We start from the raw sequence: 15411 nt of genomic DNA, 5'->3' as shown, positions 1-15411 counted from the left end.
CATGCCCCACCGACAGCCCCACCGACAGCCCCACCGACAGCCCCACCGACAGCCCCGTCCACGCCGCCGGGACCGTCCACGGCGCGCGCAGTTTCACCCTCCGCTGACAAAGGCCTCCCGGGCCCGTGCACCGGCCTCTCCGTGACTAGGATCGACCGGGACGTCCGGGTGACCGGGAACGACAGATGGCCGACAGACGCGCGCCGGCACGGCCGGCGCGGCTCGCGAAGGAGACAACGTGGAGATCACGATCGGTGTGCAGAACCTGGCTCGCGAGCTGGTCGTCGAGACCGACGACACCGCGGAGGCCGTGACCACGGCCGTCCGCGAGGCGATCGCCGACGGCGGCGTCCTCGAGCTCACCGACGCGCGAGGGCGCACCCTCCTGGTGCCCACCGCAACCATCGGGTACGTCGAGCTCGGCGCCGAGGAGCAGCGGAAGGTCGGCTTCGGCGCCCTCTGACGCCCGCGCGCCGGTCAGGCCGCGAGGCCGATCCGGTCCATGCGGCGCGTGTGCTCGGCGGTGAGCCGCGAGACGAGCCACGCCTGCACGGACGCGCCCCCGTCGGGGGCCGCGTCCCGGGCAGCGGCCGCCAGACCGGCCAACGGCGGGTGGGCCGCCAGCAGCACCGGCACCAGGCCGAGCGCCTCGCCCACGACGCGTCGGCCCCACAGGGCCAGGCGGGCGGCGAGCACGCCGTCCGCGGCCGCGGCCCCGGCCAGCACGACCGTCGCGGGGTCGTCGGTCCGGGGCTCGCCCACCGCGCCCCGGTAGGCCTCGCCGCCCCCGGGCAGGCCCGCCGCCAGCTCGCGGCACAGGTCCTGCGCGACGCCCAGCCCGACGGCGCTCTTGAGCAGGCCCTCCGCCCAGCTCGACGGCGCCGTGCGGGCGTCGAAGTCGGCCAGGGCACCGTCGAAAGGCGCCATCGAGGCGGCCACCGCGGCGGCCGTCGTCTCTCGCGACACCAGGCCGAGCAGGCGCTCCTGGCGGCCGAGGGCCTCGCCCGCGGCCGCGGCGAGCGTCTGCCGGGTCGAGAGGTCCGGGGCGTCCACTGAGCGGCTCGCCAGCAGGCCGAAGGCCGCCAGCTCCGTGTAGGCGGCCAGCCCGACCAGCGTCGTCAGGGCGGCGTCAGGGACGTTCTGCTGCTGGCTCACGCGCCCAGGATAGGGGCGCCCCGACGTGTCACACCCGTCCCGGGTACCGGTCGCGTACCATGGGGGACGTACTTCGGTTGCCCGGTCGTCACGCACTGACTCGACCGCAGCGGCCTGCGGGGCTCCCCCGCGAGGCCTGAGCGACGTTCTTCCACGATCGGCTGCCGACCACCTCGGCGCTCCTTGCGACCCGACGAGTGTGACCTGAACGGTGCGGCCCGTCGACGGACCCGGCCCGTTCGGGAGCCCCTCGGTTCGCGCGCGCCGACGAGCAGACGAAGGTACCCGTGACCACGACCGAACCCGCCGCCACCGCGGCAACCCCCGCCGGCCCCGCCGGCGAGCCCGACTACTCCTCCCCCGCCGCCATCCAGGCGCAGGACGTGTCCTTCGCGGACTTCGGGGTGCGCCCCGAGATCGTCGAGGCCCTGCGCGAGGCCGGCATCACCCACCCCTTCCCCATCCAGGCGATGACGCTGCCGGTGGCGCTCCAGGGGCACGACATCATCGGCCAGGCCAAGACCGGCACGGGCAAGACCCTCGGCTTCGGCGTCCCGCTGCTGCACCGCGTCGTCGCGCCGGGCGAGCCCGGCTTCGACGAGCTGCCCGCCCCCGGCAAGCCGCAGGCGCTCGTCGTCGCGCCCACGCGCGAGCTCGCGGTCCAGGTCGCGAACGACCTGACCAAGGCCTCCAAGGGCCGCACCGTGCGCATCGCCCAGATCTACGGCGGGCGCGCCTACGAGCCGCAGATCGAGATGCTGAACAGCGGCGTCGAGGTCGTCGTGGGCACGCCGGGCCGCATGGTCGACCTGCTCAACCAGGGCCACCTCAACCTCACCCGCGCCGCGACCGTCGTGCTGGACGAGGCCGACGAGATGCTCGACCTCGGCTTCCTGCCCGACGTCGAGAAGATCCTGGCGCGCACCCCCGCCGTGCGGCACACCATGCTGTTCAGCGCGACCATGCCCGGCCCGGTCGTCTCGATGGCCCGCCGCTACATGTCGCAGCCGACGCACATCCGCGCCGCCGAGCCCGACGACGACGGCGCCACCGTGAAGAACACCCGCCAGGTGGTCTACCGCGCCCACGCGCTCGACAAGGTCGAGGTGCTCGCCCGCCTGCTGCAGGCCGAGGGCCGCGGCCGCACCATCGTGTTCGCCCGCACCAAGCGCACGGCCGCGAAGGTCTCCGACGAGCTCCGCGACCGCGGGTTCGCCGCCGGCGCCATCCACGGCGACCTCGGTCAGGGCGCCCGCGAGCAGGCGCTGCGCGCGTTCCGGCACGGCCACATCGACGTCCTCGTCGCCACCGACGTCGCCGCGCGCGGCATCGACGTCGACGACGTCACGCACGTCGTGAACTACCAGTGCCCCGAGGACGAGCGCACCTACCTGCACCGCATCGGCCGCACCGGCCGCGCCGGCAAGCAGGGCACCGCCGTGACGTTCGTCGACTGGGACGACATCCCCCGCTGGCAGCTCATCGACCGCACGCTGAACCTCGGGTTCCCCGAGCCCGTCGAGACGTACTCCAGCTCACCGCACCTGTACTCCGACCTCGCCATCCCCGAGGGCACCAAGGGCCGGCTGCCGAAGAGCAAGCAGCAGCTCGGCGGCCTGGAGGCCGAGGAGCTCGAGGACCTCGGCGAGACCGGCAAGCGGACCAGCTCCTCCGCCGGTCCGCGCGACGGCGGGCGTGACAGCGGTCGTCGGGACGGCGGTCGTCGTGACGGCGCCGCCCCCCGCGGCGGCCGCGGCGGCTCGCGCTCCGGCCAGGGCTCGCACGGCTCCGCGCAGGGCGAGCGGCCCGGCGCCGCGTCGTCGGGCGCCGGCGAGCAGCGCGACGGCGAGCAGGCGCGCCGCCGCAACCGCAACCGTCGCCGCACCCGCGGCGGTCGTCCCGTCGAGGGCGGCTCGACCGCCCCGCAGGCGCCGTCGGAGGGCTGACCCGCCGAGAAGCCGGCGGTCGAGCCTGTCGGGACCCGCCACCTGGGTCTCGACAGGCTCGACCGCCGTTCTGCTGTCCGAGGCACGACGTACCGTCCGGAGCATGCGTCTGACGTTCTCGGCCCCGCTGTGGCAGTGGCAGGTGCGCAGCGACTCGTGGTGGTTCGTGACCGTGCCGCCCGACGAGTCCGACACGCTCGCCGAGCTGCCGCTGCCCCCGCGGGGCTTCGGCTCGATCAAGGTGACCGTGACGATCGGTGCCACCACCTGGTCCACGTCCGTCTTCCCCAGCGATGAGCAGAAGGGCTACGTGCTGCCGCTGAAGAAGTCGGTGCGCCAGGCCGAGGGCATCGAGCCCGGCGCCACCGTGCGGGTCACGCTGGAGCCGGTCGGCCTCTGAGGGCCCTGGGGACTCCCGAACCCTCCGCTCAGCGCACGATCTCGTCCCGCCCGGCGAACCAGGCGGCCACGCCGTGCACGAGCGACGCCACGACGAGCAGCGTCAGCGGCAGGGTCCACGAACCGGTCGCGTCGTGCGCGACGCCCAGCCCGATCGGGCCGCACGCCGCCAGCACGTAGCCCGCGCTCTGGGCCATGCCGGACAGCTCCGACGTGCGGGCGGCGTTCTCGGTGCGCAGCGCCATGAGCGTGAGCGCCAGGCTGATGCCGCCGCCCTGCCCCAGGCCGAGCAGCACCACCCAGAGCACCGCGGCGTCCGGCGCGAGGATCAGGCCCACGAGGCCCGCCGTGATGAGCGCGACGATGACGACGCCGATCCCGCGCTGGCGCCGCATCCGGCCCGCGAGCACCGGCGTGACGAACGAGCCGACGATGCCCAGCAGGTTGGTCAGCGCCAGCAGCCAGCCGCCCACCGCGACGCTCCGGCCCGCGGCGACGAAGATCTCCGGCAGCCAGGCGTTCACCGCGTAGAACGACAGCGACTGGGTGCCCATGAGCACGGTGACCGCCCAGGCCAGCGGGCTGCGCCACACCGACCGGACGGCGTCGGCCGGCGTGGCCCCCGTCGGACGCAGCGGCGCGGTCCGGCCCCCGGCGCGCAGCGCGCGGGGTGCCCAGACGGCCGCGCCGAGCACGGCCAGCAGCCCCCAGGAGGCCAGCGTGGCGCGCCAGTCCATCCCCGTCGCCGTGGCGAGGGGCACCGTGAGCCCGGCGGCGAGCGCCGCGCCGCCCGACAGGGCCATCGAGTACAGCCCGGTCATGAGCCCGACCCGGTCGGCGAAGTCGCGCTTGATCAGCGCGGGCAGCAGCACGTTCCCCAGCCCGATCGCGCAGCCCACGGCGAGCGTGCCCAGCAGCAGGGGCGCGACGCCGGGCACCAGACGCACGGCGAAGCCGACGCACAGGAGCGCGAGGCTGCCGAACAGCGCCCGCTCCAGCCCGACGCGGCGGGCCAGCGCGGGCGCCACGGGGGCGAGGAGGCCGAAGCAGAGCACGGGGAGCGTCGTGAGGACGCCGCCCGCGGTGGAGCTGAGGCCCTCCTCGGCGAGGATCTCGCCCAGCAGCGGCGAGACGGCGACCACGCCGGGCCGCAGGTTGAGCGCGGCGAGGACGATGGCGAGGAAGGCGCCCGCCCCCAGCGGACGGCGGAGGCTCACGCGCCCACCCCCGTCGTCGGCGCCACGCGGGCCCCGGGGGCGGCCTCGGGCGCGGCGCCGCGGTCGACGAGGTGCGCGCGCACGGCGGCCATGGTGGCCTCGACGGCCCGCTCGGCCGCGTCGGCGTCCCCGGCGGCGACGGCCTCGACGACCTCGCGGTGGCCGGGCACGTCGCGGTGGTGGCGCCCGTGCGCGTCGGTGGCGAGGGTGCGGACGAGCACGTGGTCGATCCCCTCGTACAGCTCGGCGAGGAGCGTGTTCCCGGCCGCCCGGACCAGCTCGGCGTGGAAGGCGATGTCGGCGTCGCGGAAGGACTGCTCGTCGCCGTCGCGCGCGGCGGCCTCCTGGGCGTCCAGCGCGGTGCGCAGCGCGGCGACGGCGGCGTCGTCGTGCCGGTCGGCGGCGACGCGGGCGGCGCCACGCTCGAGGACGGAGCGCACGTCGAGCACCTGCAGCGCGTCGGAGGTGCGCGCCCGGCGCCCGATCGCGGCGTCGAGCCCGCTCGCGGCGCGCACGTAGGTGCCGTCGCCGCGGCGCGGCTCGAGGATGCCCGCGTGCTCGAGGGCGCGCACCGCCTCGCGGACGGTGTTGCGCCCGACGCCCAGCTGGGCGACGAGCTCCGGCTCGGCGGGGATGCGCGACCCGACGGGCCACTCCCCCCGCTCGACCAGGTCCGTCAGGTGCTCGACGACGAGCTCGGACACCTTGCGGGGCGGGGAGATCGGGGACGCGGAGGGCTCGGGCACCGAAAGACCCTAACATCCCATGTTTAACCGTGAACCTCGGACGCCGCCGTCGGGCCGGGGCGCCGCTACTGCGCCATCTTGACGAACTCGGTGACCGCCGTCGCGATCTGCTGCACCGCGATGGCGGCCAGCAGGAGGCCCGCGATCCGCGTCACCAGCGTGACGCCCGAGTCCTTGAGCACGCGATGGATGACGTTCGCGAACCGCATCGCCAGGTACAGGCTCACGTGCACCAGCACGATCGCCACCGCGATGGCGACGAACTGGGGCGCCGCGGCGTCGTCCGACACGCGGGTCTGCTGCACGAACACCATCGTCGCGACGATCGCGCCCGGCCCGGCGAGCAGCGGCGTGCCCAGGGGGACGAGCGCCACGTTCACGCCCTTGTTGCCCGACGGCGCCGGCTCCTCCATCTTGCCGGTCAGCAGCTCCATCGCGACCAGCAGCAGGAGCAGGCCGCCGGACGCCTGCAGGGCCGGCAGCGAGATCCCCATGTAGTGCAGCACCTGCTGCCCGAACAGCGCGAAGACGACGATCACGCCGAACGCGACGAGGATCGCCTGGCGCGCGGCCCGGTTGCGCTGCTTCGCCCCCATCGCCGACGTGAGGCCGAGGAAGACCGGCACGGTGCCGGGCGGGTCCATGATGACGAACAGGGTGACGAACACCTCGGTGAACAGCGCGGTGTCCAGCACCGCGCTCACGGGCGGACCACGTCCAGCCGACCTCGTTCCTCGATCCGTGCGAGCACCTCGGGAGCGGTGAGGTTCTCCCCGATACGGTTGAGCTTCCCGGTGCCGTGGTAGTCGCTGGACCCCGTGGCGAGCAGCCCGAGCTCGGCCGTCAGGCCGCGCAGCCGGTCACGGGTGGCGTCGTCGTGGTCCCGGTGGTCCACCTCGAGCCCGGCGAGCCCGACGACGGCGAGGTCCGCGATGGTCTGCGCGCTCACCGTGCGGCCGCGGGCCCCCGCGCCGGGGTGCGCCATCACCGGCACGCCGCCGGCGCCCAGCACCGCCCGCACGGCCACGTCCGTGTCCGGCGCGTAGTGCGGCACGTAGTAGCGGGCGCCGGGGTGCAGCACCGTCGCGAACGCCTCGTCCCGCGACGCGACGACGCCCGCCGCGACCAGTGCGTCCGCCAGGTGGGGCCGCCCCACCGTGGCGCCGTCGCCCGTCTGCGCGACGACGTCGTCCCAGGTCACGGGGAAGTCCTCGGCCAACCGTTCCGTCATCCGCCGGGCGCGGGTGAGCCGGTCGTCGCGCGTGCGGTCGCACTCGGCGCGCAGCACGGCGTCGTCCGGGTCGTGCAGGTAGGATAGCAGGTGCACGCTGATGCTGCCGCCCTCCGTGGTGACGCGCGTCGAGATCTCGGTGCCCCGCACCAGGGCCACCCCCGTCGCGGCGACGGCGTCGGCGGCCTCGGCCCAGCCCGCGGCGGTGTCGTGGTCCGTCAGCGCGACGACGCCCAGACCGGCGGCGGCCGCCGCCCGCAGCACGTCCCGTGGGGAGTCCGTGCCGTCGGAGGCCCGCGAGTGCGTGTGGAGGTCGATCCCGGGCCGATGCGTCACGGACACCGATTCTAGGGAGCGGGACGCGCCGGCACCCCCGGTCCGGCGCGTCCGGCGGTGCGACGTCGGCCACTCCCGGTCGTTCCCGGCCCGCCCGCGCGCGTGAAGGCGACGACACAACCTCTCCACCGCCCCCGCCGCTCGCGCCCCCGGCACGCCCCGACCGGCACGAGACGATCGACGCGATGGAACTTCGCAGCACCGACGTCGCCACTCCGCCCGCCCTCAGCACCCGTGCCGCCGAGCCCGGGCGCACCGGGGTCGTCTTCGTGCACGGCATGCGCACGTCGTCCGCGATCTGGGAGCGCCAGCTGGACCACGTGCGCGACGCCGGGCACGACGCGGTCGCGGTCGACCTCCCCGCCCACGGCGCCCGGCACCGCGAGCGGTTCTCCATGCCCCGCGCCTTCGAGGTGCTCGACGAGGCGGCCGCGTCGTTCGGCGCCGGGACCCCGGTCGTCGTCGTGGGGCTGTCCCTGGGCGGGTACACGTCGCTCGCCTGGGCGGCGCGGCACGCCACGCCCGCCTCCGCCGGCCTCTCGCGGCTCGCCGGCGTGATCGCCGCGGGCTGCACCTCCGACCCGAAGGGCAAGCCCGTCGCGCTGTTCCGCGACGTCGCGCACCTCGCCGTGACCGGCACGACGGCGGTGCGCCGGGGCCTGCGCGACGCCTCCCTCGCCTGGCGATCCGCGCTCAACGGCGGCCGGTCGCCCGCCGGCGGCATGGAGGTGGCGGCGCTGCTCGGCGACGTCGCGTCGCCCCGCCCCGGCTGGGACATCGTCACCGACGCGCTCACCCACCTCGCCGGCCGTTCCTCCGTGGCCAGCACCCGCGCGCTGCGCGTGCCCGTGTGGTTCGTCAACGGGGCCCGTGACCGGATGCGGCTCGAGGAGTCGCGGCACGTGGCCGCCGCGGACCGCGGCGCGCTGGTCGTCGTCCCGGACGCCGGTCACGACGTCAACTCCGACGCCCCCGACGCCTTCAACCGGGTCCTCTCGCGCGCCCTGCACGACTTCGCGCGAGCCTGACGAGCGCGTCCGCTCCGGCGACGGCCGCCCCGCCAGCGGGTGGGACACTGGGGAGCATGACCGACACCACCCCCGTCGACGAGTCCGCGCCCAGCACCGAGGACCGTGGCAGCAACCGTTCCCAGCGCCCCGTCTCGGAGGCGTTCAAGTCGTTCATCACCTCGCAGTGGGGCCCGCGGGCCGACCTCGGGGTCGAGCCGGGCGAGGCCGTGCCGCACACCGCCGAGCGGCGCGCGAAGCTGTCCGCCCGCTTCCCGGGTGCGCGGCTCGTGATCCCGGCCGGTCCGCTCAAGGTGCGCTCCAACGACACCGACTACCGGTTCCGCCCGCACTCCGCGTTCGCGCACCTCACCGGGCTGGGCACCGACCAGGAGCCGGACGCCGTGCTCGTGCTGCACCCCGTGGGTGACGGCGAGGGCGACCCCGACTCGAACGGCATCGGCACCCATCACCACGCCGTCCTGTACGTCCGCCCCCTCGCGGCGCGCGACACCGAGGAGTTCTACGCCGACTCCCGCTACGGCGAGTTCTGGGTGGGCGCCCGCCCGTCGCTCGACGACGTCACCACGCTCACCGGGGTCGAGGCCCGCCACGTCGACGAGCTGCGCGACGCGCTCGCCAAGGACGTCGGCGCGGACGGCGTCCGCGTGCTGGTCGTGAGCGGCGCCGACGAGGGCATCGAGGCGCTCGTCGAGGCGATCCGCGAGGAGGCCGGCGTCGAGGCGGAGGCCGAGGACGAGCAGCTCGTCGAGGCCACCTCCGAGCTGCGCCTGGTCAAGGACGCGCTCGAGCTCGAGCACCTGCGCGAGGCCGTGGCCCGCACGATCGAGGGCTTCGAGCAGGTCGTGCCGGCGCTGCCGAAGGCCGTCGCGCACCGCCGCGGGGAGCGCGTCATCGAGACGACGTTCGACGCGCACGCCCGCCTCGAGGGCAACACCGTGGGCTACGAGACGATCGCCGCCGCCGGCGAGCACGCCACCACGCTGCACTGGATCACCAACGACGGCGTGGTCCGCTCCGGCGAGCTCGTGCTGCTGGACGCCGGCGTCGAGGTCGACTCCCTGTACACCGCCGACGTCACGCGCACGCTGCCGGTGGACGGCGAGTTCACCGACGTGCAGCGCCGCGTCTACACCGCCGTGCTCGACGCCGCCGACGCCGCCTTCGCCGTCGCGAAGCCGGGCACGAAGTTCCGCGACATCCACGCGGCCGCGATGGAGGTCATCGCCGCCCGCCTGGAGGAGTGGGGCCTGCTGCCCGACGGCGTCACCGCGGAGGTCTCGCTGTCCCCCGAGGGCCAGCAGCACCGTCGCTGGATGGTGCACGGCACCAGCCACCACCTCGGCCTCGACGTGCACGACTGCGCGCAGGCGCGGCGCGAGCTCTACCTGGACGGCGTGCTCGAGCCCGGCATGGTGTTCACCATCGAGCCGGGGCTGTACTTCAAGGCCGACGACCTCGCCGTGCCCGAGGAGTACCGCGGCATGGGCGTGCGCATCGAGGACGACGTGCTCGTGACCGCCGACGGCAACGAGAACCTGTCCGCCGCCCTCCCCCGCCGCCCCGAGGACGTCGAGGCCTGGATGGCGCGCCTGCGCGGCTGACACAGTCTGAGCTCGGTCATCTGGTTCGCGATCGGTCAGCATCTCGACCGACCTCGAACCGGATGACCGAGCTCAGCCCCGCCTGTGGAGGCTGCCCCCAGGGATCGGCCGTCCACAGGTTCGGCTCGTGGAAGGCAACGGCGCCGGCCTGGGTGCCAGGCTCGCCGCCATGCCCGATCCCGGTGAGGTCCTGCTGTCCGGCGAGCTGTACCGCCCCGGGCTGAGCCGCGCGCTCGCGCGGGGGGAGGTGGAGCGCCTGCGGTACGGCGTCTACCGCGTCCCGCCGAGCGAAACGCGAGGCTATGCGGCCGCACGCGTGCGAGCACGCGATGTCGCCGCGGCCGTCCACCGCCTGCTGCACGCCCCGCACACGCTCAGCCACGAGACCGCCGCCCTGTGCTGGGGCCTCACGCTGTGGCGCACCCCCACGCGGACGCACGTCATCCAGGGCTACCGCGCCTCCGGGCACGCCTCGCGCGACGTGGCCCGGCACGTCGTGCCCCTCCCCGACGACCAGCGCACGACGCACGACGGGCTGCCCGTCACGACGATCGCCCGGACCGTCGTCGACTGCGCGCTCGCCATGCACCCGTTGGAGTCGCTCGTCGTCGCCGACTCCGCGCGACGTGCGGGCATGGACGTCGAGCGAGCGCGGGCCGTCCTCGCCTCCATGGCCACCCGCAAGGGCCGGGCTCGGGCGACCTGGGTGCTGGATCACGCCGAACCCGGCGCCGACTCGGCCTGGGAGACCTGGCTCCGCTACGTCTGCCTCCGCGCAGGACTGCCTCGGCCGGCCACCCAGGTCCCGGTCGACACCCCGCGAGGGCGCTTCCACTGCGACCTCGGCTGGCCGGAGTGGTCCGTGCTGGCCGAGTTCGACGGTCGGATGAAGTACCGCGACGGCGCGCTCGGGGACGCCCACGACGGGGCCACGGAGCTGCTGCGCGAGAAGGCGCGGTACGAGGCCATCCGGGAAGCCGGGCACGACCCCGTCCGCGTGCTCGCCACCGGCGGACAACGGGTGACGCGGATCGTCGAACGGATCGCCGCACGGTTCCCCGAGGACCTCCAGCGGACCTTCCGGGTCAACCCCCTGCTGCCACCTCCGCCGTGAGTTCGGTCATCCGGTTCAAGATCGGTCCGGATCTCGACCGAACTCGAACCGGATGACCGATCTCAGCAGGCTCAGGGCTGGGGCGGGCGGTAGGGGTCGTCGTGCCCCCGTCTGACGCTCGGGGTTCTCCGCCTCCGGTCCGGGGTTCTGGGGCTCGGGGGTCTGGGGATCGGAGCTCTGGGGCACGGAGCTCTGGGGCTCAGGGCTGCGGGGCTCGGCGGTCTGCGGCGCCTGCTCGTCGGCGGGGCGCATGGCGCCGTACCGCGGGGCGCCGGAGGGCGTCGTCCAGCGCGGGTCGGGGGTGCGGGGCGCGGCGGGCGCCGCCGGGGCGACGGGCGTCGTGACGACGGGAGCGCCGGCCACCGGGGTGACGGTCGTGGAGCCGCGCCGCGCCTTGCCCAGCCCGCCCGGGGACTCGAGCAGCATGGAGCGGGCGTCGCTCGCCTGCTCGGTACCGCAGAGGATGGCGTACGTGGACGCGACGATCTGCGACGACGACGTGAAGTCACGACGCCCGCCGGTCAGCGCGTACGACAGCACGGAGAACAGCAGCCCGAATCCGGCGCCCAGCCCGATGGCGACCAGCAGCACGCCGCCCGCCGTCGCGCCGCCGAACAGGCTCAGCAGCAGCCCCACGAAGAACCCGAACCAGGCGCCCGAGAGCGCGCCCGCGAGCGCCACCCGGCCGTACGTGAGCCGCCCGGTGACCCGCTCGACCATCCGCAGGTCCGTCCCGACGATGGTCACGTGCTCCACGGGGAACTTGTGGTCCGACAGGTAGTCGACGGCCTGCTGGGCCTCGAGGTAGGTGTCGTACGCGGCGACCTCGTCCCCGGCCGGCAGGGTCGGGACGCGGGGCACGGCGTTCGGGCGGCTGAAGGTCATTCGCCCAGTCTGGCCCAGTCGTGGCGCCGACACCACCACGCCGCGCGCGCCGCACGCCCGCTACCAGGACCGACGGGGCCGCCCCGCGTAGGCTGACCGCGTGAGCGCGGCAACCAGGGTCTTCATGGCACGCCTCGCCGGCACCCAGGTCTTCGACCCGATCGGTGACGAGGTGGGGCGCGTGCGCGACGCCGTCGTCCTGATCCGCGCCAAGGGCGCACCGCGTGCCGTCGGGCTGGTCGTCGAGGTCCCCGGCCGGCGCCGCGTCTTCCTCCCGCTGACGCGGGTCACCGCGATCGACGCCGGCCAGGTGATCTCCACGGGCCTGCTCAACATGCGCCGGTTCGAGCAGCGGGCCATGGAGTCCCTGGTGCTGGGCGAGCTGCTGGACCGCACGGTGCGGCTCACGGACGGCACGGGCGAGGCGACGGTCGAGGACCTGTCGATCACGCGCCAGCGCACGGGCGACTGGCTGGTGGACCAGCTCTTCGTGCGCCGCAGGCGGCCCAGCAAGGGGCTGTCGCTGCGCCGGCGCGGCGAGACGCTGGTGGTGCCGGTCGACGCCGTCACCGGGCTGGCGGGGTCCACGCAGGAGCAGGGCGCGGCCAAACTGCTCGAGGCGTACGAGGACCTGCGCCCCGCCGACCTCGCCGACGTGCTGCACGAGCTCGGGGACACCCGCCGCCTGGAGGTGGCGAGCGCCCTCGACGACGAGCGCCTGGCCGACGTGCTCGAGGAGCTGCCGGAGGACGACCAGGTCTCGATCGTGTCCCGGCTGGACTCGGGCCGCGCCGCCGACGTGCTCGAGGCCATGCAGCCGGACGACGCCGCCGACCTGCTGCACGAGCTGCCGGACGAGCAGGCCGCCCGCCTCCTGGAGCTGATGGAGCCGGAGGAGGCGAAGGACGTGCGCCGCCTGCTGACCTACGACGAGGACACGGCGGGCGGCCTCATGACCACCGAGCCGGTGATCCTCGGGCCCGAGACGTCCATCGCGACCGCCCTGGCGCAGATCCGCAAGCAGGACCTGCCGCCGGCGCTGGCGTCGATGGTGTTCGTCGTGCGCCCGCCGCTGGAGACGCCCACGGGCCGGTTCCTGGGGGTCGCGCACTTCCAGCGGCTGCTGCGCGAGCCCCCGCACGCGTCGGTGGGGTCGGTGCTGGACACGGACACGGAGTGGCTCACCCCCGACGCCCCGGTGGGCCGGGTGACGCGCCTCCTGGCGGCCTACGACCTGCTCGCCCTGCCCGTGCTCGACTCCGAGAAGCGGCTGCTGGGCGCGGTCTCCGTGGACGACGTGCTCGACCACATCCTCCCGGACGACTGGCGCGAGCACATCGACGAGAACCTGGAGGAGGTGCCGCGTGGCTGATCGTCTCGACCAGCCGAAGGAGTCCCGGCGCACCTTCATCCCCCGGCCGCAGATGGACCAGGACGCGGTGGGCAAGGCCACGGAGGCCATCGCCCGCTTCCTCGGCACCCCGCGGTTCCTCATCTACCTCACGGTGTTCTGCGCGCTGTGGCTCGTGTGGAACGCGTGGGGGCCGGAGTCACTGCGGTTCGACTCGGCGTCGAACGGCTTCACGGCGCTGACGCTGATGCTGTCGCTGCAGGCGAGCTACGCCGCGCCGCTCATCCTGCTCGCGCAGAACCGGCAGGACGACCGCGACCGCGTCACGGCCGAGCAGGACCGGCAGCGCGCGGAGCGCAACCTCGCGGACACGGAGTACCTGGCCCGGGAGATGGCGGCCCTGCGGATCGCGCTCGGCGAGGTCGCGACGCGCGACTTCGTCCGCTCGGAGATCCGCAACCTCCTCGAGGAGCTCGAGGACAAGGAGCCCGGGCGCGGACGGGACCAGCCGTCCTGACGGCCCTCGGCCGCTACGCTGCGGTCGACGGGACCGAGGACGTCCCGACGACGGCGCGAGAACGTCCGACGACGGCCCGGAGGAGGGCGTGTGGCACGGCAGGTGGTGCTCGTGAACGGGCTGCCCGGGTCGGGCAAGACGACGCTGGCCGCCGCGCTCGCGGAGCGCCTGGACGCGCCGTGCCTGAGCAAGGACGCCGTCAAGGAGGCCCTGGCCGACGCGGTCGACCCGCGCACGTCCGCCCGGGTCGGGGCCGCCGCGGCGGAGACGGTCTGGCGGCTGGCCGCGGCGCCGCTCCCGCGGGTCGTCGTCGAGTCCTGGTGGTTCCGGCCCCGCGACCTCGACCACGCCCTGCGCGGGCTGGCGACCGCCGGCGCGGACGCCGTCGTCGAGGTCTGGTGCGACGTGCCGCCGGACGTCGCGCGCCGGCGCTACGAGGCGCGGGCGGACCGGCACCCGGTGCACGCCGACGACCGCGACGTGTCCGCCGAGTGGGCCGCCTGGTCGGCGCACGGCGCCCCGCTCGCCCTGGGGCCGGTGGTGCGGCAGGACACGGACGGCCCGGTCGACGTCGGGCTGCTGGCCCGCCGCGTGAGCGCGGAGCTGGCCGGTCGTGACCGACGACGCACGAGCGCCACCGCGCGCCGGACCTAGGATCGAGTCATGACCTCCGGCTCCCCCGACGCCCGCCCACCCCTGAGCGACCGCGTGCGCACCGCCCTGGAGTCGGTGGTCGACCCCGAGATCCGGCGGCCCATCACGGACCTCGGCATGGTGCGCTCGGTCGACGTGCACGACGGCGGCCGCGTGACGGTCGGCGTGGACCTCACGGTGGCCGGCTGCCCGATGAAGTCGACGCTGGTGCGGGACGTCACGGCGGCGGTCGGGTCGCTCGACGACGTGACCGGCGTGGACGTGCAGCTGGGCGTCATGACGCCGGAGCAGCGGCAGGCGCTGCGCTCGCAGCTGCGCGGCGGCGCGGGCGACCCGGTCATCCCGTTCTCCCAGCCCGGCTCGCTCACCAAGGTGTACGCGATCGCGTCCGGCAAGGGCGGGGTCGGCAAGTCGAGCGTGACGGCGAACCTCGCCGCGGCGATGGCGGCGGACGGGCTGCGCGTGGGCGTGGTCGACGCCGACATCTACGGCTTCTCCATCCCCCGCATGCTCGGCGTGGACCGCCAGCCCACGCGCGTGGACTCCATGCTGCTGCCCCCGATCGAGCACGGCGTGAAGGTCGTGTCGATCGGGATGTTCGTGCCCGAGGGGCAGCCGGTCGTGTGGCGCGGACCCATGCTGCACCGCGCGCTCGAGCAGTTCCTCGCGGACGTGTTCTGGGGCGACCTCGACGTGCTGCTGCTCGACCTGCCGCCCGGCACCGGCGACATCGCCATCTCGGTGGCGCAGCTGCTGCCGGGCAGCGAGATCCTCGTCGTCACGACCCCGCAGGCCGCCGCGGCCGAGGTCGCGGAGCGCGCCGGGTCCATCGCCACGCAGACCTCGCAGGGCGTGGTGGGCGTGGTGGAGAACATGTCGTGGCTCGAGCAGCCGGACGGGTCGCGGCTCGAGGTGTTCGGCTCGGGCGGCGGGCAGCGCGTCGCGGACCGGCTGGGCGCCACGCTCGGCACGGCGGTCCCCCTGCTCGGCCAGGTCCCGCTCGACGTCGCGGTCCGCGCCGCGGGCGACGACGGCACCCCGGTCGTCCTCGCCGACCCCGACTCCGCCGGGGCCCGTGTGCTGCGCGACGTCGCCCGCGCGCTCGCCGGCCGCTCGCGCGGCCTGGCCGGGATGCGGCTGAACCTCAGCCCCGTCACGGGCTGAGCCGGCCGCCCGGGCGACGGACGCCGCCCCGCGACCTCCGACCTGCGCGATACCCTCGCCCGGG

At 75.1% G+C, this 15411-nt stretch carries 16 protein-coding genes; 10 read left to right on the top strand and 6 right to left on the bottom strand.

Features of this window, described 5'->3' with window-relative positions; genetic code table 11:
• The first annotated feature begins 238 nt into the window (after positions 1-238).
• Positions 239-463, top strand: a complete 225-nt coding sequence (locus ACQFYA_RS06555; RefSeq protein ID WP_499122343.1) for a DUF3107 domain-containing protein — start codon at positions 239-241, stop codon at positions 461-463.
• Positions 464-477: 14 nt separating this feature from the next.
• Here the strand turns inward: ACQFYA_RS06555 and ACQFYA_RS06550 are convergent, their stop codons facing one another.
• Positions 478-1155: a ferritin-like fold-containing protein gene (locus tag ACQFYA_RS06550; protein ID WP_499122342.1), complete on the bottom strand. Its 678-nt coding sequence runs from the start codon at positions 1153-1155 to the stop codon at positions 478-480.
• Positions 1156-1442: 287 nt separating this feature from the next.
• On the opposite strand from ACQFYA_RS06550, the gene ACQFYA_RS06545 reads away from it, so the two are divergent.
• The gene (locus ACQFYA_RS06545) at positions 1443-3101 is read left to right on the top strand and encodes a DEAD/DEAH box helicase (protein WP_499122340.1); all 1659 of its coding nucleotides are present in this window, start codon (positions 1443-1445) and stop codon (positions 3099-3101) included.
• Between the two features lie 103 nt (positions 3102-3204).
• Complete coding sequence (locus tag ACQFYA_RS06540) at positions 3205-3501, top strand: DUF1905 domain-containing protein (protein ID WP_499122338.1); 297 nt, start codon at positions 3205-3207, stop codon at positions 3499-3501.
• A gap of 28 nt (positions 3502-3529) precedes the next feature.
• Here ACQFYA_RS06540 and ACQFYA_RS06535 read toward each other — a convergent pair whose 3' ends face one another.
• The 4 genes from ACQFYA_RS06535 to ACQFYA_RS06520 all read right to left on the bottom strand — a co-directional run bounded on the left by ACQFYA_RS06535 (position 3530) and on the right by ACQFYA_RS06520 (position 7030).
• Positions 3530-4717, bottom strand: coding sequence for a CynX/NimT family MFS transporter (locus tag ACQFYA_RS06535; RefSeq protein WP_499122337.1), 1188 nt, complete (start codon positions 4715-4717; stop codon positions 3530-3532).
• Positions 4714-5463, bottom strand: coding sequence for a FadR/GntR family transcriptional regulator (locus ACQFYA_RS06530; protein WP_499122335.1), 750 nt, complete (start codon positions 5461-5463; stop codon positions 4714-4716). Before ACQFYA_RS06530 ends, ACQFYA_RS06535 begins: the two co-directional genes overlap by 4 nt.
• 65 nt (positions 5464-5528) lie before the next feature.
• Positions 5529-6167, bottom strand: coding sequence for a MarC family protein (locus ACQFYA_RS06525; protein ID WP_499122333.1), 639 nt, complete (start codon positions 6165-6167; stop codon positions 5529-5531).
• A complete protein-coding gene (locus tag ACQFYA_RS06520; protein ID WP_499122332.1) occupies positions 6164-7030 on the bottom strand; it encodes a PHP domain-containing protein in 867 nt (288 codons plus the stop codon). The genes ACQFYA_RS06525 and ACQFYA_RS06520 overlap by 4 nt, the downstream gene beginning before the upstream one ends.
• A 185-nt stretch (positions 7031-7215) precedes the next feature.
• Between ACQFYA_RS06520 and ACQFYA_RS06515 the strand changes: the two genes are divergently transcribed.
• The 3 genes from ACQFYA_RS06515 (at position 7216) to ACQFYA_RS06505 (ending at position 10776) form a co-directional block, all read left to right on the top strand.
• Positions 7216-8058, top strand: coding sequence for an alpha/beta fold hydrolase (locus ACQFYA_RS06515; protein WP_499122331.1), 843 nt, complete (start codon positions 7216-7218; stop codon positions 8056-8058).
• A 56-nt stretch (positions 8059-8114) separates the two neighbouring features.
• Positions 8115-9662, top strand: coding sequence for an aminopeptidase P family protein (locus ACQFYA_RS06510; RefSeq protein ID WP_499122330.1), 1548 nt, complete (start codon positions 8115-8117; stop codon positions 9660-9662).
• A 169-nt stretch (positions 9663-9831) separates the two neighbouring features.
• Positions 9832-10776 carry a type IV toxin-antitoxin system AbiEi family antitoxin domain-containing protein gene (locus ACQFYA_RS06505; protein ID WP_499122328.1) on the top strand — a complete coding sequence of 315 codons (945 nt, stop codon included), beginning with the start codon at positions 9832-9834 and terminating at the stop codon, positions 10774-10776.
• Between the two features lie 15 nt (positions 10777-10791).
• Here the strand turns inward: ACQFYA_RS06505 and ACQFYA_RS06500 are convergent, their stop codons facing one another.
• Positions 10792-11661, bottom strand: coding sequence for a YflT domain-containing protein (locus ACQFYA_RS06500; protein ID WP_499122326.1), 870 nt, complete (start codon positions 11659-11661; stop codon positions 10792-10794).
• Between the two features lie 100 nt (positions 11662-11761).
• Between ACQFYA_RS06500 and ACQFYA_RS06495 the strand changes: the two genes are divergently transcribed.
• The 4 genes from ACQFYA_RS06495 (at position 11762) to ACQFYA_RS06480 (ending at position 15347) form a co-directional block, all read left to right on the top strand.
• Positions 11762-13033, top strand: coding sequence for a magnesium transporter MgtE N-terminal domain-containing protein (locus ACQFYA_RS06495; protein WP_499122325.1), 1272 nt, complete (start codon positions 11762-11764; stop codon positions 13031-13033).
• Positions 13026-13529, top strand: a complete 504-nt coding sequence (locus ACQFYA_RS06490; protein WP_499122324.1) for a DUF1003 domain-containing protein — start codon at positions 13026-13028, stop codon at positions 13527-13529. Before ACQFYA_RS06495 ends, ACQFYA_RS06490 begins: the two co-directional genes overlap by 8 nt.
• A gap of 90 nt (positions 13530-13619) precedes the next feature.
• Positions 13620-14183: a P-loop nucleotide/nucleoside kinase family protein gene (locus ACQFYA_RS06485; RefSeq protein WP_499122322.1), complete on the top strand. Its 564-nt coding sequence runs from the start codon at positions 13620-13622 to the stop codon at positions 14181-14183.
• A 9-nt stretch (positions 14184-14192) separates the two neighbouring features.
• Positions 14193-15347 carry a P-loop NTPase gene (locus ACQFYA_RS06480; RefSeq protein ID WP_499122320.1) on the top strand — a complete coding sequence of 385 codons (1155 nt, stop codon included), beginning with the start codon at positions 14193-14195 and terminating at the stop codon, positions 15345-15347.
• Positions 15348-15411: the final 64 nt, after the last annotated feature.

This window comes from Promicromonospora sp. Marseille-Q5078 (assembly GCF_050315395.1).
Classification (GTDB): Bacteria; Actinomycetota; Actinomycetes; order Actinomycetales; family Cellulomonadaceae; genus Isoptericola.
The sequence above is the reverse complement of the archived record's forward strand: the minus strand, read 5'-3'. Positions and strand labels throughout refer to the sequence as shown.